This window comes from Candidatus Woesearchaeota archaeon (assembly GCA_016928155.1).
GTDB lineage: Archaea > Nanobdellota > Nanobdellia > Woesearchaeales > JAFGLG01 > JAFGLG01.
In genome coordinates this window covers 1-19,325 of record JAFGLG010000016.1, presented here as the reverse complement: position 1 = coordinate 19,325, position 19,325 = coordinate 1, and the positions used below count along the sequence as shown (strand labels likewise).

18 protein-coding genes are annotated in these 19,325 nt (G+C 44.1%); 12 read left to right on the top strand and 6 right to left on the bottom strand.

Annotation, left to right across the window (positions count from 1 at the left end; all coding sequences use genetic code 11):
* Positions 1-3,417: metallophosphoesterase (locus JW968_06890; GenBank protein MBN1386666.1), on the top strand; the 3,417-nt coding region annotated here is incomplete at its 5' end.
* Here the strand turns inward: JW968_06890 and JW968_06885 are convergent.
* On the bottom strand, positions 3,414-5,024 hold the full coding sequence (locus JW968_06885; protein MBN1386665.1) for an ADP-ribosylglycohydrolase family protein: 1,611 nt from the start codon (positions 5,022-5,024) through the stop codon (positions 3,414-3,416). The genes JW968_06890 and JW968_06885 overlap by 4 nt on opposite strands.
* 4 nt (positions 5,025-5,028) lie before the next feature.
* Positions 5,029-5,694 carry a hypothetical protein gene (locus JW968_06880; protein ID MBN1386664.1) on the bottom strand — a complete coding sequence of 222 codons (666 nt, stop codon included), beginning with the start codon at positions 5,692-5,694 and terminating at the stop codon, positions 5,029-5,031.
* A 120-nt stretch (positions 5,695-5,814) separates the two neighbouring features.
* Here JW968_06880 and JW968_06875 point away from each other — a divergent pair, with 120 nt between their 5' ends.
* Entirely contained in the window at positions 5,815-5,952 is a 138-nt protein-coding gene (locus JW968_06875) for a hypothetical protein (protein ID MBN1386663.1), read from the top strand.
* Positions 5,949-11,153, top strand: a complete 5,205-nt coding sequence (locus JW968_06870) for a protein kinase family protein (protein MBN1386662.1) — start codon at positions 5,949-5,951, stop codon at positions 11,151-11,153. Before JW968_06875 ends, JW968_06870 begins: the two co-directional genes overlap by 4 nt.
* On the opposite strand, the gene JW968_06865 is transcribed toward JW968_06870, so the two are convergent.
* Positions 11,142-11,612, bottom strand: coding sequence for a hypothetical protein (locus tag JW968_06865; GenBank protein MBN1386661.1), 471 nt, complete (start codon positions 11,610-11,612; stop codon positions 11,142-11,144). The two genes, JW968_06870 and JW968_06865, sit on opposite strands and share 12 nt — an antisense overlap.
* 180 nt (positions 11,613-11,792) lie before the next feature.
* Here JW968_06865 and JW968_06860 point away from each other — a divergent pair, with 180 nt between their 5' ends.
* The 8 genes from JW968_06860 to JW968_06825 all read left to right on the top strand — a co-directional run bounded on the left by JW968_06860 (position 11,793) and on the right by JW968_06825 (position 16,345).
* The gene (locus JW968_06860; protein ID MBN1386660.1) at positions 11,793-12,329 is read left to right on the top strand and encodes a hypothetical protein; all 537 of its coding nucleotides are present in this window, start codon (positions 11,793-11,795) and stop codon (positions 12,327-12,329) included.
* A gap of 272 nt (positions 12,330-12,601) precedes the next feature.
* Complete coding sequence (locus JW968_06855; GenBank protein ID MBN1386659.1) at positions 12,602-12,853, top strand: AbrB/MazE/SpoVT family DNA-binding domain-containing protein; 252 nt, start codon at positions 12,602-12,604, stop codon at positions 12,851-12,853.
* A gap of 7 nt (positions 12,854-12,860) precedes the next feature.
* Positions 12,861-13,283, top strand: coding sequence for a putative toxin-antitoxin system toxin component, PIN family (locus tag JW968_06850; GenBank protein ID MBN1386658.1), 423 nt, complete (start codon positions 12,861-12,863; stop codon positions 13,281-13,283).
* Positions 13,284-13,370: 87 nt separating this feature from the next.
* Positions 13,371-13,865 (top strand): methyltransferase domain-containing protein, encoded by a 495-nt coding sequence (locus tag JW968_06845; GenBank protein ID MBN1386657.1) that lies wholly within the window; start codon positions 13,371-13,373, stop codon positions 13,863-13,865.
* Between the two features lie 240 nt (positions 13,866-14,105).
* The gene (locus tag JW968_06840) at positions 14,106-14,273 is read left to right on the top strand and encodes a hypothetical protein (protein ID MBN1386656.1); all 168 of its coding nucleotides are present in this window, start codon (positions 14,106-14,108) and stop codon (positions 14,271-14,273) included.
* A 144-nt stretch (positions 14,274-14,417) separates the two neighbouring features.
* The gene (locus tag JW968_06835) at positions 14,418-15,266 is read left to right on the top strand and encodes a DUF1189 family protein (GenBank protein MBN1386655.1); all 849 of its coding nucleotides are present in this window, start codon (positions 14,418-14,420) and stop codon (positions 15,264-15,266) included.
* Complete coding sequence (locus tag JW968_06830; GenBank protein MBN1386654.1) at positions 15,259-15,753, top strand: flavin reductase family protein; 495 nt, start codon at positions 15,259-15,261, stop codon at positions 15,751-15,753. Before JW968_06835 ends, JW968_06830 begins: the two co-directional genes overlap by 8 nt.
* Positions 15,754-15,757: 4 nt before the next feature.
* Positions 15,758-16,345, top strand: coding sequence for a hypothetical protein (locus JW968_06825; protein ID MBN1386653.1), 588 nt, complete (start codon positions 15,758-15,760; stop codon positions 16,343-16,345).
* Between the two features lie 5 nt (positions 16,346-16,350).
* On the opposite strand, the gene JW968_06820 is transcribed toward JW968_06825, so the two are convergent.
* Genes JW968_06820 through JW968_06810 form a run of 3 tightly spaced genes read right to left on the bottom strand, consistent with a single transcriptional unit; the run spans position 16,351 to position 18,376 of the window.
* On the bottom strand, positions 16,351-16,533 hold the full coding sequence (locus JW968_06820) for a hypothetical protein (GenBank protein ID MBN1386652.1): 183 nt from the start codon (positions 16,531-16,533) through the stop codon (positions 16,351-16,353).
* A gap of 3 nt (positions 16,534-16,536) precedes the next feature.
* A complete protein-coding gene (locus JW968_06815; GenBank protein ID MBN1386651.1) occupies positions 16,537-17,376 on the bottom strand; it encodes a tyrosine-type recombinase/integrase in 840 nt (279 codons plus the stop codon).
* A complete protein-coding gene (locus JW968_06810) occupies positions 17,363-18,376 on the bottom strand; it encodes a DUF1016 family protein (protein ID MBN1386650.1) in 1,014 nt (337 codons plus the stop codon). The genes JW968_06815 and JW968_06810 overlap by 14 nt, the downstream gene beginning before the upstream one ends.
* Positions 18,377-19,001: 625 nt before the next feature.
* Here JW968_06810 and JW968_06805 point away from each other — a divergent pair.
* A partial coding sequence (locus JW968_06805) for a hypothetical protein (GenBank protein ID MBN1386649.1) occupies positions 19,002-19,325 on the top strand: 324 nt, incomplete at its 3' end.

Below are 19,325 nucleotides of genomic sequence, written 5' to 3'. Positions count from 1 at the left end.
GAGATACCGCCGGCAAGCCAATGGGAAGGGAGATTTGCAGTCGTCATACCTGAAATGCCTGAAGCGCCATCTTCAGAGCAGGTTGAACCTATAGGTTCTCAGCTTTCAGAGGAAGAGATCAGGCTCGCAGACAGTATTAGACAATCATTAGCATCCAGCCAGACAAGGACATTCCTTGGCCAGAAAGGCATCATGATTGTCGAGGACGAGAGAGGTAACATGAACCTGAACTTCATGGGCAGGCTCTACCCGATAAGTTTCGCATCTCCGACACATGCAAAGAGCAGATATTATTTCCAGGTAGCTGATCTGGATGGTATGAGGATCTCATTATTTGTAGGGGATAAGACAGACCCAGAGGATATTAAACCTGATAACATATTCCTGGAAGTATCTCCGATTGAGCCGAAGAAGCCTGATCCCTCAAGAACGCATTCTCAGGAGGAAGTGGAACTGAAGAAGAAGGAGATTGAGAGCATATTGGGGAATTATCCTCTTATCGAAGAGTTCTTCCTGATACTGAAGGCGCAAATGGCTGATCCCGAGGCCTACCATAGTGCGATATTGCAGGTGATACAAGACAAGAAGGGGAAGTCTGATAAGAATACTGAGAAGAGTGTTGATCAGTTGGTAGACAGTCTTGTCGATAGATTTGAGATAAGCCATGAATTGAGGTCGAGGGTCAAGGATTATGTCAAGCAAATGTCTGAGATGATCATGCCTGTGGTCTCTCGCCTGCCACATACCAGGACAATGATCAAGGATTCAGGAGAAGGTGGACTGTTGGACATTGTATTGAGTGAAGGCCATACGCCTATGTTTTACAGGTCAGCTGAGACAGGGTTCAGTACCAAGGATGAGCTATGGGCAGGCACTGAGCATGTCCATGTCAATCTTGGAAGCCCAGGGGACTTCATGTATGGCAATATTGTTTTCATCTTCAGCCCTCAAGGATTGCAGGAATCAGAGGACTCCTTCTATCTTCCTAGGGATGAGAACTATGGATTCTATACAAGCTATGGCATGCCGACCTTGTCCCTTGAAGAGAAGATCAGTGCAGCTATGGATCAGGATGATGCGAAAAGATTGCTAGCTGCATCAATAGTCTATAATCACCTGAAGACCAATCTGGATTCTGGGCTTGATATCACCTATCTTGTTCAGAACAGTATGCATTTCAATCAGATAATAAGTGTTCTTCAGGGGATGAGTTCAAACAGCGTGGTTGGTAAGATTGAAGGTCATATCCCAAATTCCATACCATTATCTGATCAGATAATCATGGCTCCGGTCACAGACAGGGAATGGATTACACGTTCTTTGGAAGCATGCACTGGTTGCCAAGGTTTGCAGGTATATTTTATGGAAGGGAGTGATTGGGAGAGCTATTCTCAAGGCAGGCTTGAGGCTTACTTGTTCTCAGTTGGATTGACAGAACTTCCTATAAGAGAGACAACAGAAGTCTCGGGAGCCACTGTCAAGGTCATAGAAGGTGGAACCCTTGAGGATTACAAGACGATGTATGAGAAAAAGGCTAAGAGTGCAGCTACCAAATCTCAGCCGTCAATTCAAAGATTGTATACAAGTAGTGGCATGACCCAGACTCAACGTAGGAATTTCAGAAAAACAATGATTGATAGCTTAGCTGAAAAACATGGGATTAATATTCCGGGCAAGGCTCAAGGTCAGGTTCTGTCTATAATAGATGAGGATCTTGTTGCAGGAAGAGCTGATCTGGATATAGCTAGGATTAAACAGGTGCTTCTGAAGGATACTAAGTTGACCGAAGTATCAATCAAGATTGCCACAGATTACCTATCAGAAAGATATGGGGATCTCCCGCAGAGTGAAGCGGGTAAGAAGCTTTATGGTGTAGAGGAAGTGGACCGGGATTTTGTCCCTATCCTGGAAACAGCAGTTCTGCAGGATAGGGTGGATACTATTGATGATCTGGTAAATGAATTAGGATCATATGTCGACGCAGAGATGACCAGGGTTGGGCCATCAAGGAAAGAATCAGTGAGATCCGAAGGTCCTGTCGTAGAAGTCTCTGCCAAGCGTCTTGTTTCTATCGGTGATCTTCATGCGAGCACTGCCAACTTGAGGAAGACCCTCGTGGATAGGGGGATCATGGATGAATCTGGGAACTGGATTGCGGAGCCTGGAACAGTTCTTCTGCAGATAGGGGATCTCATCGACGGAGGCAGCGACACTTCAGGTATCCAATCAGCTGAGGCAATAAAGCTTTTGAAGGATCTTGAATCACAGGCCAGAGAGAAAGATGGAGCAGTTGTCGTATTGATGGGTAATCATGAAGTTGATTTCTTGGCTGTACCAGGAGGCATGTGGCATTATCCTGTTGGCAGGAAATGGAGAAGGGTGGATATGCTCAAGGCATTCGGCTTCACAGGTGATATTGGTTTTGTCCAGGAGGGTAAGAAGACTGTTTTTGATGAGGGCACAGGTGAGATACCTAAGCTTATACGAGCACTTGCATCAAATGACCAACGAGCACTGCAGGAACTTAGGGAAATCAACCCGCAGGCTATGCAATATATTGATTGGCTCCTGACCAGGCCGATGATCGCAAAGGTTAATGTTGAAGGCGGACCCTCTCTTGCATTTGTGCATGGAGGACCCACCGCTGAATTCATGAAGGAGCTTCAGGATTTGCGTCAGAGTAAAGGATCCATCTCAATAAATGATGTGAATGAGCTTCTCGCAAGAAGGCTGTCTGAAGGATTGAACACACCATATTTCACGACAGACAGCACCACAATATTGGCTGCTGACAAGTCAGATAAGGCTGCTGGAGGTCAGGCTAGATTCCCTGATTTCTTACTGGATCCTGGATTGTTGACTAGTTTCCTTGACATACTGGGTGCTGACTTACTGGCGGGGGGCCATAATCCATTCTATGGTCTAGGGAATGTAGAACCTTCTGATTCAATCTTGCCAGGCATTGCAAACCAGATAACTTCAGTAAATAGGATTGGATTGAATAGCCAGTTCATCAAGCTTGATGTGGATCAGAAGAGAGAAAGGCAAGGTGAGGATGTTGATGTCCAAGAGACAGCTTCCATGATATCCCACTTTTATATAGATAGTGACATGATGTCAGAGGTTTCTCAATCAGGTGACAGGACTCTCCTTTCAGATGGAGAATCACCTTCAGATATTAGCGCTGAGCAGTCCAGGTTATTCAGGGATAAGATGAGGTCTGAGGTGAGAATTCTTGACTTCACACGATTTAGGCAGATTGCAGGTGCATTGGGTCTGCAGTATTCAGATGAAGAGTTGATATCTGCTTTTAGGGTATATGAAGAGCATCTCTTGCAGAATGGGTTGATTGATTCAAGAGAAAGCATCTTAGACATGCACATAGGTGTACAGGCAGAGAAGGCAAAAGTATGTTAGGTCTTTCTGTAAGCTTTGTATAATTGTTTCCCCAACTCAATCAGATCATCTTTCCTGTATAATGGCTTGACCATATCTTCCGGTATTCTGCTGAATCCATTGTATGCTCCGGCCATTGCTCCTGCCATCGATCCTACACTATCTGAATCCCCGCTGTGGTTTATCGCTCGGATTATTACATCACGGAAATCATCAGGGCTTCTCATGAAAGAATCTACAGCTACAGTGACTGTGCCTACAGGACCTCTGCCACCTTTCTTCAATTCTACTAGTTCCAACAAAGTGAGATTCTGGTTATCTGCATAATCCTTCAGCTCGTCATGGAGAGTTCCTGAACATCCTGAAAGATCCAGGATTCTCTTATAGAAATCTTGTGGTATGCCTCCGTCTTCAGGTTTGTATTGTGAAGCCAATGAGACTGCATAGCATAATAGTAGGGAAGAGGCTGATGATTCTTCTCCATTATGGGTTATCCTGGATTGAAGATCAGAATTCTTCTTCATATCAGGCATATTGTCCCTGAAGAATAACCCGATTGGGTGTGCCCTCATGACTGAACCGCATCCGAGCGAATCAATTCCGGTATATCTCCAATTTACCCCTAACCTCAGCATTCTGGAGACTTGGATTGATCTGACTGAATACCCTCTTTCTTTTTCTTGGAGTGAATCTATCCTGTCAATGTCCCTGCCGAAAAGCTCACCCAGGTGTTGGGGGTCTATGCCCCCCATTCTCATTAGGGACTCAGCAACTGTCATTGCCATCTCGGTATCATCAGTCCATTCTGCGATTCCTAGAGGCGTGCCTCTCCTGAGTTCATTTGATATGTAACTGGTGACAGTGCCATATCTCTTTTGGATTCCTTCTTGGGATAATGTCTCTATTGGTGCTCCGATGGCATCTCCGATAGCCGCTCCCACCATACAACCTATGAACTTGTCTTCAAGTTCTGGATCATAAGATTTTTTCTCTTCTATCTTGCCCTTGGCCAAGAGTTGCGCTCTCATCCTGATGATCTCGTCCTCATCATTTGCCATGTCTTCGAGGACCCCATTATCCCCCAGCTCGTATAATATTCTGAAAGCATTCTCCCTTACTGTTACGTCTGGATGTCCTGTGAAGCCTTTCGCTCTCTCAATGAAGTCAGGTCCGGTAAGTTTACCTGCCCTGTATACGGCTGTAGATACCACGAAGGGATCGCTGTGGGAAAGGGCTGATTCTATCATGTGTTCAGCTGCGGGTAGGTTTGTTGTATTTAAGCTCTGCAAGGCTAGGCTCCAGGTCTCCCTATCTGAGGATTCAGCTGCTCTTCGGAAAAAATCATGGGGTGTATAACTGGTTATGCCGCTTAGTCCATATGCAGCAGCCCATCTCACTTTTGGTGAATCATCTTCTAGCATCTTTTCAAGCTTGAAACCTGTCCCAGGTGCATCGAAATATCTCAGGCTGAGGCACATTGCTTGCTTGACATTCAGGCTCCTATGGTGTTCTAATTCTCCCAATACATACGGAAGATTTTCTGTGTCTTGAGTGAGAGCGAACCTTGTCAAGGCTTCGATCCTCTCTGACACGCTTCCTGTCTTCATTATGTTCTCAAGGTCCGTCATTTTTTCAGCCTGGCAATATTTCGCAATAGCTTATCCCTTTCTCCTGAAGTGCTCCTGCTATGTATTGCGAAGCGAGATGCTTTACAGGGAGCACTTGGAAGACCTTTCTTGATAGCTCCAATTGGGGGATGATACCCCATTTGGAGTACAAGAAGTTGTTCTCTCTCATATTATAAAGTATTAAGAGCCTGTCTGCTGTCTTATCAATATCTGTTTTTGCAGCTTCACCGATGACCAGTCTATCGAGATCCCTTGCAGTGTCTGCTATCTGGCATACGATTGCAGGATCATCATTAGCTATTACATAAGCATTCTTCCCTTGAAGCTCTTCGTGGATAAGTGAGACAAATCCCTTCATCATATCCAGCCCGGTCAATATCCTACCTCTGAATTCATAAGGGAACATGACTGAATCATTTTCTTCGAGATTATCTCTGATCACTGATGCGATTGGACTGTCCTGTGAGGCGAAAGATGCATGTGTCCCTATCAAGAGGACTCTGGGATCTCTCTGATAACTGATGAGCCTGGCACCTGCCATGTTGCATACTGCTTCAAGTTCTGCAAAATCTGCATCTTCTCCCTTTGATGGTTCCTGCTTTAGATAATCATTCACAGCACTTAGATAATTCTGTACTGAAGAAAATCCTGAATCTTGGTTTGGACTCATCCTGAATTCATATGATACAATATTTATAAATGTTGTGTTTTTCACCACTCTTTAATAGTTATTAAAAAGTAATATTATAAAAATATTTATATATTACTATTAAAATATTCTAATAATACTATGGCTTCAAAGAAACATATGGTCCACGTGTATCTCAGCCCTGAAGAGAAAGCTAAGGTAGAGGCTGAGGCAAAGAAGCTTGGCATCTCTCTTTCTGCTTATATCAAGGTGAAGCTTTTCTCCAGAGGTGACTTATGAGGAAGGAGAATTGCAAGGCCATAGCGATCTTCTTGACGCTTCTGATAATAGGCATGCCTTTCTCTTTTGCGCAGGTCTGTCCTACCCCTAATGAACAGGGTATGATAGGGAAAGATTCTGTTGCACCAATTATTGAATCGATAAGGTCTGATCTGCTTGCCGCTGGTGCTACTGGCAGGGCTGATGCAGAGATACAATCCATATTTCAGGGATTGATAAGGGACAAGTTAAGCGAAGCAGGTTATGAGATCAGTGATGATGTGCTCCTAAGATACTTTGGCTCAGTTGATACTCTAACACTTGCTACTGATTATTACAATCTCAATTATAATATCAAACAAGGTCATAAAGAAAAAGCTGATGGTCTTGTCGAGAGCATGGTGATGATAGAGCCTGCGAGGCCTTCAGCTGTATTATCACCAAAAGTGGATATAACCTCTGCTGGCACAGCATTGTCTCTTGATATCCAAAGACCTTCTCCATTCACCATGGATGGTGAGGAATGGACACCGAAGGCAGAATTCCACACGACATTGATTGGTTTTGGCCATGATCTTCAGAAGATCTTGAAGACCATAGGCCTCTCAAACAAGGAGGCAAAGGACAAGGCCAAAGAGATCATGACTCAAGCAGCGCAAGGGATAGATTTCAGCGTCACAAGGACAGGCAGATACAGCATCGTCAGGGATGATCAGGGAAGAAGGACAATAATAGAACATGTACAGGCTGAAGGGATGCAGGAATTCTATGACAATATTGACCAACGACTGCAAGCATTGGGTATACAGGAACCGATAGCGAGGAGTCCTGCCCACATAACTCTCTACACTGCCCCTGACGGAAAAGCGATAGGTCTCACAACACAGGATCAGGTTGACGGGTGGGGCAGAGAGGCAACACCTGGACAGGCACAAGCAATACAGTCTGCTCTGCAAGTGCCATTCCCTGAGGCAGGCTTCGCAACACCAGGCATGATGATGGCATCACTGTTTGCGGGTATGGGATTGGTCTTCTCTCCTGCTATGACAGATTCCCTCGCAGTATTCACAGCTCCGCTCATGCCCTTTATCGGGATCAGTGCAGTGGCTGGCGCGATTGCATATGGGGCAGCAGAAGCATACAAGTGGATCCAGGAGGAGAATGATGATAAGTCTGGATATCAGCCTAGGGCAGACACTGGAACTTCCGAGATGCAGGATAGAATAAGGGTTCTTTTCAACCCATATCAGGAAATGTTCAGCGGGGAGATTATTGATATCGTAGTTAGAAACGTTGTCAATAATCTGGACAAGAGTCAGAATATTGCTAAAGGTCTGAGCTATGACATGTTCGAAGGATTGCTAAGCCAAGAAGAATTTGATCGCTTATCTCAAATTGTGAACAGCATGGATACTATTGCACAGAGGGTAGGATCTCTCAGGTCCACATCCCAGATTGATCCGACACTCATATTCAAGAGAGTGATTGGTATCGGTGGTTTTGGTATTGTTCAGGTTGTAGAGAAGGATGGACAAGAATTTGTATTGAAAATTGCTATGCCTGGCACTTCCTTGAGAACTGAATATGATACTCTGGATAAGCTCAAGGACTCAGGGGCATTTGTGATCCCCTATGAATATTATGGGGACGCATACCTCAGGGAGTATGTTGAGGGTGATGTGATATCTGATACAACAATCCATGCAGATGCATTACGAGACATATCCAACGCATATTATTTTGCAAAGCAGTCAGGCATAGGACTGTATGATTTTAAGGCACAGAATATTGTGGTTGACTCACAAGGCAATGTGAAGATCATTGATTTCCAGGTAGGGGAATATGATTTCAGACTCCATCTGTCTGATCTCATGCAGTATGTTGATGGATATGACTCGATGACAGATGCTGAAGAGTCTGCATTGATGGATGAGTTATTGGAGATTTCAGAAAAAGGGTACTCAGTCGAAGCAGCTCTCGACAAGGCAAGGTTGGATCTGCAGAATGGAATGAGCCCTGCAACCGTCATCCGTGACCTTAACGCATTGACAGGTTTGACCCAAGAGCAGGAAGCTATCAGGGATGGCCTGATTGCAAAAGCACAGGCGAAGCAAACACAAACAGTCCAAGAAGCAGAGCCATCTGCTCAATCACCAGCCCAAGAAGACCAAGCGCCCGCCCAAGCCCCTGCCTCAACAGGCTTCCTCAGGAGACTGGGCTCTGCTGCGCGGAATGGTGCCATAACAGCAGGTGTGTTTTTAGCATCATCAATGAGCGCCTGGGCTGACTCCCTCGGCAGTGTCCAGAATGCTCAGACTGGACTCCTCTCAAGCCCCATTTTATGGTATGGTCTTGGCATCGCGGCAGCTGTTGGAACGACTTATTATGCTATGAAGGCTGTCAACTGGCTTTCAAATCGTTCCCGACAAGGCATTAAACCTGTATCGACGACATCTGACGGCTTCCATGTCCTGCAGGTCACTGAGCATGCGACTGGCCGGCCAAGGCAGATGACTGTTGATCCTAGGATAACCGAATTCTTCAATTTCGCAAGAAGAAGGCTGGATATTGATGTTGCCATAACTGGAGGTGATGTAAGGAGGCCCATGCTTGGGATGCCTGGATTCACAGGCCTTTCTGATCTTGATATTGTAACCCCGAAAGGGATCACTGAAAATCAGGAAGCAGCACTCAGATCTGAGGCAGCAAGATTGTTCCCGGATGCAGTCACTATTGATTTTCTTTCACAGGGTATAGGAGAAGAGATTTTTGATGAGTGGGGCTTCACAGTTTCAAGATTCCAGTTGTCCTCTGATGGCATCTTATACGGATCAGCCCAGGCCATATCTGATTCTGAGAATGGTGTCCTGAGATTGGTTCCCGGCAAGGATGTTAAACGGGACCCTGAATTGAGACAGTTGCTGAGAGGTATACGGTTCATGGGTGAGCATTCCCTTGAACCTGATCCAGAGACTGAACAGAGACTGAAGAATATTGCAGCTGGATTTGTCGCTGATCATATCTCTGTCAGCAATCTTATTTTTAGCAGCGTTATGAACAAGGAATTTGAGTCGATCTTCAGTAATATCAGAGACAGACAGGGAGCAGATAGGACAAAATCAGCTCTCATGAGGTTTGGTTTGTTGCAGCCATTGCTGGATGCGGGTTTTGATATTGACAGGATGATGGATAGGATACTAGATAGGAAGTTGAACAATGAGAAGATCCTGGCTTCTGATTTTGATGTGCTGTATACAGGCACTGGGGCCTTGAAAGGGACTCCCCTGACTTTGCAGGGATTGAGGGATATGATTGAACAGGAGATAGCGTCACTTGATGACCCAAGATTATCAGAGTCCATAGATGATTTGATGGCCAGATATCAGCGCTATGAGACATTCCATATAAGAGATAAAAGTAATATTGTTGATGGCATCAAACAGACGCTTGCTCTTATGTCACAGACCCCGGATACCCTTGAGAATCTGAGAGGCCGCAAGATTGGTGATTTTGCCCTGTTTGGACCTGCTGAATCTGTTGAGGAGATGGAAACAGTTTTAGGAGTAAGCCGGACCCAATTCTCTCAGCTTTCCATAGAGCAGAAGCAGCGCCTCATTGCAGATACTCAACAGAGGCTCTTCGATGATGTTTATAAGGAGAAGGGTGATGATATCGAAATCCTCTCTACTAAAGATCCCTCAACCTTCCTACCGAATCGTGGTATGACCTTAGGTGAATGGAATGGCCTGGCTGTTTATGATAGGTACAGAATCTCCATGGGGATACCTATAGCCACCAAAGGCACTGATCAAGGATCTGCTGTAAACCAAGAAGCTCAAGCAACCCTCGTCATCGACGGCTTTTCCGCTAATGTCAACGAAGAAGGTGTTGTTGTCTATACTAAGGATGGTGTTGAAGTGGATCGCAATGATCTACCATTAGAGATCAAGCAGCAGCTCGATGACCAGTTTAACACAGAGCTTGGAAGCGGAAGCCCATTGGTCATGAAAGCCATAAGAGTCGATGGCTGGGATGAGGAGATTGAGGTTGGCGGTGTCATCCTTCATCCTGAGCAGTATGCCCCTCTGGAGAGGAAGGTATTGAGGGAGAGCGAGAGGATTTTTGGCCTTTGGGGAGAACAGGGGCTTGGTGATGAGCTCAAGGTCTTGAGGGAATATGGTGATCTGCGCCAGCATATTGTTGAGGTCTCATTATTGTCAGGGATATTTGCTGATCAGGTATCGAGATGGGTTGCATCTCAGGAAGGGATGGCATTGGATGTTCATCCAGGAAGTGTTCAGAGCGCTGCAAGGTTCCATGACCTTGGTAAGGTTAGCGAGAGAGGGAGAGCCATAATATTCAGGTTCTCTGGAAGATCCCTTGGTGGGATGCTTGTGAATGATGCAATAAGACTTAATGCGATCAAGAGGCATATAGGATTCACATATGAGGATGAGCTGGAAGGCATGGATAGTGATCAGGTGAGGGAAAGGATAACAAGGATCATGAGCGGACTCAAGAGCACGAGGTTTGCAGAGCAGATTGACAGGGAGTTGCGCACTGCTGACTCGAGGACTGCCTTGGGGGGGATTTATCTCAAGGTCAGGATTGCTCAGGTTGAAGAGGATGCTGCCACAGACCCCAATCTTAGGACCATTTTCAACGAGTATTCTGTCGGTGAGACAATAGAAGGCCGCATCAGGCTTGAATTGGACAGCGACGAGAAGGAAGCCTTGTCTTGGGCGCAGGATTGGGCAGCTGCGCATGACACCAAGATTGAAGCCCTGCAGATGAGGGATCTGTATGACAGCCATCTCAAGGACCAGGATATCCAGGACAGGATAGATGATGGATTCCCGGAGGATATTGCTTCGATAATCATGGGGCATCATTTCACAAGTGGTTATCCTAGTCGTTTCATAGACCCGAAATACCGTTCTGACGATGCAATTCTGCTGATGGTGATAGACTCATATAATGCATATAGGTCACGTTCTCCGATGTATGGATATTCTGTGGAGGAGCCGGATTCGCATGAGGAGACAATAGAACAGATGAAGGAGTACTATCAGGATCCGATGAGATTGAGGAGCGATCAGAATAAGGCTGGCATCACAGTGGATGAGCAGAACAGGATATTGATGATGATAGATTTGCTTGACAATTTCGTGGCCAATCATGGAAGGATAATAGGTACTATTGAAGGAGCACTAGGCACTTGACATCATGTCATATGTATCCAGGGCATGCTCAAGCCCTTCTTTGCCGTTGCTCAATTTGTATAATGCCTGCTGGCTTGCTGCCACAAGTGCCGGTGTGCAGCTAGCCTTGCTTAATCTAGGTTCTGCATTGCCACCGATCGATCTCAGGTAGGGTATCATTTCTTTCCGTTCTGTTGTTGCTAGGAAGAGCACTGCATTGATGGCCATGTTCTCAGCTCCTCTGGGCTCTGCATCAGGGTCCTCTCTTTCGATGAGGTACACCAGTCCCTCAAGCATCATGTCTGTATCTAGGAACGAGACAAGAAATGTATCACCAGAAAGATATCGCTTTGCTCCTTGATATGACCTTGCTCCTTCAAGTATTCCTAGCATTACTGTAGCTGCATCATTAATCTTATCTCTCTCCTGCTGTGGAAGATTCTGGTAATCCAGAGCCTTTGGTTTGTATCCTTCCCCCATGCTATTAGGGGGGTTTTTGTAGTTTATAAATCTTTCAAGACAGGTCTCGAGTTCAATTTTGCATATCATCTGGAAATCTGGGAATCCCAATCATTTAAAAATTTTATTACTAATGGGTAACTAAAAAACCCATGTTAGCCTATAATAACCTTTTTAAATTGGGTATGATTAGGATGGATGATGCCGAACGGAAAAGAGGACAGGAAACTGGATTTCAATTTCGATGACCAGATAAGGAAGCTGGACATGGAGAGATCCTATCAGACCAGGAAGACTGCTATCATTTCCCTGTCAGTCGCTCTCATAATCCTTATTGCCCTGTTAGCCTTTATCTATTGGCCTAGAGAGATGACATCAGGTATCAAGGACTGCGATTCTGACAAGACCTGTTTCATCCTGGCAGCCCAGGAGTGCACTCCCGCTGAATATATTGAGGATGATCTTGGAACAATAACTATGTTCAGCATTGATTCTGATTGCATCATGACAAAGAAGATCATCAAGCTCTCTGCTGAAGAGCCTGACGAGATCAAGAATCTTTTCTTTGATAAGTCCCTGACCTGCCAGTATCAGCTGGGCAATTTCAACACAGACTGGGTAGACACATTGACAGGCTCTTTATACCTCTGCGAAGGACCCCTCAAGGAAGCTATCTACGAGGTCATGATCTCCCAATATGAGCTTACTTTGATGGAATTGCAGGCAGAGTCTGCTTAGGAGGATAAGAATTCTTTTCTGGTTCGTTTGATTCTTTGCCTATCTTGTTTGCACAACAGAAAATTTCAGTGAATATTTCTGGCATTATCAAATTCGCGATGCGAATTTATTTTTTTCCACTGAAATTTTCTTGCATTACAACCCGCCTGGCTCATAGGGGGTGGGTGGCCGGGGGTATAGGCCGGAGGGCGGACAAGTAAGGAACATAAGAAAACCTGGAAACATTTATATACAAGATGTATCTTATTAATCTTGTAAATAAGATGATACTTATGGCAACTGATATGATTGACATCGGAAAAGTGAGCTCAAGAGGCCAGATTGCAATCCCTACTGATATGAGGAACCGATTGAATCTGCAGGAAGGCGCAAGAGTATTGTTCATACTGACAGATAGCACATTGCTTATAAAGAAAGTGACATCTGAAACTTTTTCGCAGATTACAGAACCTCTACGACAAAAGAGGAAGAAGATTAATGAAGGTGACGTGAATAGATTAGTACACCATCTCAGGAAAGATTAGGGTAACTTTGGACACGAATGTGCTGGTCTCTGGCACTTTCTGGAGCGGAGATTCTTTCAGGATAATGGATTTGATAGACAGGAAAGAATTGATATGTGTTCTCTCCGATCCCATAATAGAAGAGTACAATAAAGTGTTGCAGAGTGATAGGATCATAGAGAAGATTGTTGACAATGGATTGATCCTGCCAAGGGTTGTTCAGAAAATTATTGAAAATTCCGCGATTGTCAAACCTGAGAAGAGATTCAAGATTATCAAGGCTGATCCTGATGATGACAAATTCATTGAAGCTGCTGTTGAAGGCAGATCTGATTATATCATAAGTCAGGACAGGCATCTGCTTAGGATAAAGGAGTTTAGAAGCATAGGGATCCTTAGTCCGAAGGATTTCCTGAGATTGTATTATGACAGGACAAGATCCAGGAAGTGAATATGACATTGCGGTTAGATCCTGATTAGTGGTGGGTGGGATATAAGAAGTAATAAATATCAGCAGCAGATAATTCAGATCACCAAAATGACATACTATGACAAGATTGCCAATGGATACGATGAGCTGCACAGGGAAGAGCAGGAGAAGAAGATGCAGATCATCCAGGATCTCATCAAGCCGAAGAAACACGAATCCCTGCTCGACATCGGCTGCGGCACTGGCATCTCAATGGAGCCTTGGGACTGCAAAAAAATAGGAATCGACCCCAGCGAAGAGCTCCTGAAACAGAATCCTTTCGAGACAAAAAAAGCAGAAGCAGAATCCCTCCCTTTCGAAGATAGCTCATTCGACTATGTGACCTGCGTCTCATCAATCCACAACTTTAGGGACATAGACAAAGCAATTGAAGAGATCAAGAGGGTCGCAAAAGACAAAATAATCATAACAATCCTCAGGAAAAGCCCTAAATTTGACAAGATCAGAGATCTCATTCAAGCAAATTTTGACACAATAAAGATTGTCCTGGAAGAGAAGGATGTCCTCTTCTTGCTCGAAAACTTTCCGGAGAAATCTGAATAAAACATTTAAATAAGATCACCCATATAGAATCCATGGAATTCGACACTGATATGCTTGTATTGAAAGTGCAGTATGTGACACAGTGGATTGCCCTCATTGGCACAATTATATTGCTGGTCTATCTTATGAGAGGCGGCACATGAAGAGGAAAGATATTTACAATATTATATACATGCTCACCCTGATATTTCTTACACTTTTTGTCTTTTATCAGATCATGCACAAAGTGCTGGGTGGCTCATGGATAACAGAATCACTGACCTTGACCTTAGTTACAATACTGTTTATAAATACTTTACAGACAGCAAGGCAACTGGCCAAAGTAGAGACAGAGCTGAAATTTCTGTCAAGAGACTATCGCAGTTTCAAGAAAGAGATGTTGGAATTCAGGGAAGAGACAAACAGTAATTTCACAAAGTTGTTCAATATATTAGAGTAAAGATAAATTCTATGGACCAGCCTTATTAGAACACAATATTTATATATTAATATAGCTTTTTCTGACAATATCAATTTATAAGGCTTAAAAACACCATAAAAAGAGGTTTGAGCATGTTCAAAGTAGGGAAAAGCAAGACTGAAGCTAGGAAGCATATCCACAGGGCTGGCCAGAAGATAGCTGAGAATCATTTCTTCAGGACTTTCTTCCATGCCTTCAATCCAATGCTGTACAGGGAGCTTGCCAACAGGCCTTGCAAGAAGGTCGTCTCTTACTATCTCTCCTTGATTTTCATCGTCTTCATCATCGTAACTCTCATTGCCCTTCCGCAGATCATCGGCATGTCATCTTTCTTGCAGGATCAGATCTCCCATTTCAGCGAGTTCAGCGTTGACATAACCCAGAAGATGGATTCTCCGATAATTCTGCCGGAGAAGGATTCTATGTTCATCCTTGACACTGCAGGAACCATAGACATCTCAGGATACAGCACCCCGTTCATGTACATCACGAACAAGGAGATCATGACAAGATGCTGGTTCAGGGAGAATCATATCATGCTTGACGATTATTCTGATGTCGCAGGCAACAGCCAAAGGATCAGCTCTCTTCTGACCACAGTGCTCATCCTGATGCTCCCGTCTCTGATCTTCTTCGCGTACATGTTCTTCGCGCTGAAATATCTCATCATCATCCTGATCGCATCATTGCTTGTTTTCATCTTGATAAGGCTGCTCAAGTTCGAGATATACTACAAGGAGGTATTGAAGGTTGGTTTCTATGCATCGACTGTCATGGTCGTTGTCGAGATTGTGGGAAAGATCCTGTTCAGCAGGACTTATTTTGTGCATTACGCACTTTTCCTGCTTTTCTACATCATCGGTGCCCTGAAGGCTGGTGACGTCGAGGTCCACCAGTCAAGGCAGGTCAGGAAATTCAGCTTCAGGCATAAAGATGATTGAGGTCGCTTATCCTAGGCAGGTAGTTTTTGTCACATCAAGGGGCATCGCTGATGTCATGGGGAAGAGGCTTGAGAAGGACAATGTCATGGCTGCTTCCTGGCACGCCCCTATTTCCTGGGACCCTTTGCTCTACGGCATCCTGATAAGCGACAAGAGGTTCTCCTATAAGCTGATAAGCGGATCAAAGGTATTCTGTGTCAACTTCATCCCAGAGAAGTGGGAGAAGGAGTGCATCATAGTCGGCAGGGAGTCTGGCATGCATCAGGACAAGTTCGCGAAAGCAGGACTGAAGACTGAGCACTGTGACACTATTGACTGCCTTCGTCTGAAGGATGCGCTGGGCTATCTTGAGTGCGAGCTCTTTAAGGAGATCGAGCTAGGTGACCACCTTTTGTTGGTGGGAAAAGTTAATAAACAGTGGACAAATAAGGAAGGCAGACGGCTGTTCCAGTCAGATGGGAACAAATTTACAACAACAAGAAGGTGATAATATGGATGTTGCTAAGCTTATGAAGATGAACAAGCTCACTGAAGATCTTAAGAAGCATGGTATGGCTGAATCAAGTGAAGATGCCTTTGCCCAGGCAGAGGACATGATCAACAGGGATAAGGATGCTGTGAGGTTCAGCACTGAGTTCCAGGTGAGGGAAGCGAGCCCTTCATATCCAAAGCCTCAGGGCTATCCACAATCATCATATTCAAAGCCGCAGTCATCACAACCGATCCAGCAGCCAACACAGCAGGGTTTGCCTGACTCCGGGATGAGATCAAATCTTGAGCTGAATGCCTTTGTCAAGAGGCTGCACACAAGCATCGAGACCCAGGCCAAGCAGATTGATTTCATGCAGAACAGGATAAATGATCTTCTTACAGAGATTTCCAATATCAAGCAGAAGCTGAACAGGCCAGAGCCTGTCATCGAAACCAGGCCCAAGGAAGAAGTGCAGGCGACATTCAGGTCAGAGCCGAGACCTGAGATGAGGAAAGTCGATCCATGCGAGAGCTCCCCGAGGTCTGGCAAGTACACCCCGGAGGATGTCTCTATAGAGAAGATGTTCTACATGGGTAGCAAGAAGTGAATAATTCAATCTCTTTTTTCATTTCTGACTGTAATGCCATTTGTCAGTTTTTTCTTAAGGACAGGGCTGATATCTTCTTTACTAATCAAGCGGACTATGCCTTCAATCTTGTTGGTTGCAACTCTTGTGTATATCTGTGTCGTGGAGAGCCTTGAATGACCCAGCAAGGCAAGTTTCATCAATTGCATGATTTATAGATTGTCGAATGGACTCTTCACACTGATCATTCTCGGTTTCACATTATGCAGGTATTCCAGCGTGGTCCTGGCTTCATTATGGCCCAGCAAGGCTTGTACAACTGTAACATCATTCCCAACCTCTAGAAGGTGTGTTGCAAAACTGTGCCTCAATGTATGGGGATGTATTTTCTTCTTTATCTTAGCCTTCTTTGATGCTTTTTTCACTATCTCTTGCACTGACCTTGCTGAAAGGTGTCCATTCTGCCCTGGAAACAGATAAGTGCCTGAATCTTCAATAAGCTTCTGTAAATATTCCTTCAAACCCTTAGGAACGATGAATGGCCTGTCCTTATTGCCTTTCCCTCTTCTCACCCATCCTAAATCCTCCTCAAGCTCGATATCCTCTGCCTTCAGCTTGACAGCCTCGCTGACACGAAGCCCTGCTCCATACATCAAGGATATGAGTAGTCTGTGCTTGGGATTGACAATCACAGATATCAAGGCCTTGACTTCCTCCTTGCTCAGGCAGGTTGCTGCTGTCTTTGGTGTCTTTGAATATCTTATGTTGAGTCTCATGCTCTTTCTCAGCACTTCTTCCATCATGAATCTCAATGAGTTAAGAGCCACATTCAAGGTAGATCCTGCAATCTCCGAATTCTTCTTGCCTGCCCACTTGAGGTCCTTCTCCATGAATCTCATCAGGAACTCCCTGCAGTCTTTCTTTGAGAATTGCTTTGGATCCTTAGGGCAGAACAACAAGAATTTCCTGACATAAAAAAGGTATGTCATTATTGTCCTATGGCTCAGTTTCCTTCTGAGCATCTCTTTCTTCATCGCTTCAATGATGTCCATTCAATCCCCTTCCAATATCCTTTTCAGAAGGCAAGTACTTTGAAAGTCTTTCAGGCAACTCCCTGCTCAGGCGATAAGAGGCAATCCCGATAGGTTTCTTAGTGTCCTTCAAAGCGTACTCGACTATCGTCTTATTCTTGCTCTTGCAGATGATCATGCCGATTGAAGGATTCTCATGATCCAGTTTGACCGTATCATCCAGCGCAGAAAGGTAGAACTGCATCTTCCCGGCATATTCAGGCTTGAACTCGCAAATCTTCAGCTCAACTGCAATCAGGCATCTTAATTCTCTATGGTAGAGCAGCAAATCAACAAGATACTCTTGACCGCCGACTTCTAATCTGAATTGACTCCCAATAAAACAGAAGTAGTTTCCAATCTCAGTAAGAAACCCCCTAATTTGGTCTGTTAAAGATCTTTCCAATTCTCGTTCAGAGTGCTGCTCTCCCAGTTCAAGAAAATCAAAGATATACTCATCCTTGACAGCCAGCTTTGCCTGCGCTTTGTATTTTTCGGGCAGGGTTTTATCAAAATTAGTCTGGTTGAGAAGATATTTTTCATAGGCTCTGTTTTCCAGCTGGTTTAGGAGGACATTTTTTGTCCATCCAAATTTCTTGGTCATTCTTATGTAGAATTCCCGTTGCGAATCATCCTCACAGCCACCCAGTATGATAATATTCTTTGCCCAGCTGATTTCTCCAACCAGTGGTTGGAGTTTTGCATTGTCCTTATAATGCATATAGAATTGCCTCATATACCATAGGTTCTGTGCAGAGAATCCCCTGATCCCCGGATACTCCCTTTGCAGGTCTTTGGCAAGAGTTTTGATGATGCCTCTGCCCCATCCCTGATTCATTTGTTTTTCAACAATCATCATGCCAAGATCCCAATATAAGTTAATAAGCTCTTTATTGACAGATTTCAAAGCTTCGTATTGTGCCTTCTGGATGCGCTCTTTGATTTCCTTCAAGAATTTCCCATATTTGGATATGTTAGGCATACAAATTAAGTCATTTTGGCCTTAAAATAGTTACCTGAAGAAAAACAAGTGTTTTTTTACTGAATCCGCAGTATTTTGGCAATCATTAGAAGAAATACACATTTTCACTGGCCAATTACACCAGTTTTTTGGAACCACCCTGAAGAATTTGGCCAGTAGAGGACCTGTAACAACATATATACCCCTTCGGCGTATATATGTTGTTAAGTCGCATTTTTTTCTTTGGTTGAGACAGCATTGGGAAAAAACAAAACCTAAGGCTCTAGAGAGCTTTATTCATTAGAACAATAAAGAAAAAAACGTCCCCTCCCCATACTTCGTATGGGATCGGCGACTTAACAGGGATTATATTCAATCCTTCGGACTCAAAAGCTTTAATCTCAAAAAAATTGAGTTAAATCTTTTGGTTTCTTCCACTTTGTTCCAGAAACGAATATAACGGCGATTATATTCAATCCTTCGGACTCAAAAGCTTTAATCTCAAAAAAATTGAGTTAAATCTTTTGGTTTCTTTCACTTTGTTCCAGAAACGAATATAACGGGGATTATATGTAATTTGAGTCAGGAACAAAGAAAGAATAATGTAGGGGCAAAAATTTATATAGATCGCTAATTCATCAATATTATGGACAAAAAAATCTTAAATCACTATTTACAATTTGGCACATTTACCAATCCCGGCTGTTATAAAGAATTTCTTCAAAATCTTCCTGATGATGTCAAAGAACTGGGCAATTTGATCAGTCATCAAATCATTCACCGCGTAACCCTAAAAGAGGGCAACACAAAAGCCAACAGAGATTTGCGTTACGGCGATATGGAAAAGTATCCTTGGCATAGATTAAGATGCGAGGATGATGTATTGCCTACTGCTGTTTCAATGATTGCAGAATTATTAAGATTTGATGACAGAGGTTTTTTGCCCGACAGAAAAGTTGAAAATAAAATT

Excerpts from the sequence above, each read along its gene's own strand:
- JW968_06885 (MBN1386665.1), bottom strand. The coding sequence starts at position 5,024 with ATGACGGACCTTGAGAACATAATGAAGACAGGAAGCGTGTCAGAGAGG.
- JW968_06880 (MBN1386664.1), bottom strand. The coding sequence starts at position 5,694 with ATGAGTCCAAACCAAGATTCAGGATTTTCTTCAGTACAGAATTATCTA.
- JW968_06875 (MBN1386663.1), top strand. The coding sequence starts at position 5,815 with ATGGCTTCAAAGAAACATATGGTCCACGTGTATCTCAGCCCTGAAGAG.
- JW968_06870 (MBN1386662.1), top strand. The coding sequence starts at position 5,949 with ATGAGGAAGGAGAATTGCAAGGCCATAGCGATCTTCTTGACGCTTCTG.
- JW968_06865 (MBN1386661.1), bottom strand. The coding sequence starts at position 11,612 with ATGGGGGAAGGATACAAACCAAAGGCTCTGGATTACCAGAATCTTCCA.
- JW968_06860 (MBN1386660.1), top strand. The coding sequence starts at position 11,793 with ATGCCGAACGGAAAAGAGGACAGGAAACTGGATTTCAATTTCGATGAC.
- JW968_06855 (MBN1386659.1), top strand. The coding sequence starts at position 12,602 with ATGGCAACTGATATGATTGACATCGGAAAAGTGAGCTCAAGAGGCCAG.
- JW968_06845 (MBN1386657.1), top strand. The coding sequence starts at position 13,371 with ATGACATACTATGACAAGATTGCCAATGGATACGATGAGCTGCACAGG.
- JW968_06840 (MBN1386656.1), top strand. The coding sequence starts at position 14,106 with ATGGATAACAGAATCACTGACCTTGACCTTAGTTACAATACTGTTTAT.
- JW968_06835 (MBN1386655.1), top strand. The coding sequence starts at position 14,418 with ATGTTCAAAGTAGGGAAAAGCAAGACTGAAGCTAGGAAGCATATCCAC.
- JW968_06830 (MBN1386654.1), top strand. The coding sequence starts at position 15,259 with ATGATTGAGGTCGCTTATCCTAGGCAGGTAGTTTTTGTCACATCAAGG.
- JW968_06825 (MBN1386653.1), top strand. The coding sequence starts at position 15,758 with ATGGATGTTGCTAAGCTTATGAAGATGAACAAGCTCACTGAAGATCTT.
- JW968_06820 (MBN1386652.1), bottom strand. The coding sequence starts at position 16,533 with ATGCAATTGATGAAACTTGCCTTGCTGGGTCATTCAAGGCTCTCCACG.
- JW968_06815 (MBN1386651.1), bottom strand. The coding sequence starts at position 17,376 with ATGGACATCATTGAAGCGATGAAGAAAGAGATGCTCAGAAGGAAACTG.
- JW968_06810 (MBN1386650.1), bottom strand. The coding sequence starts at position 18,376 with ATGCCTAACATATCCAAATATGGGAAATTCTTGAAGGAAATCAAAGAG.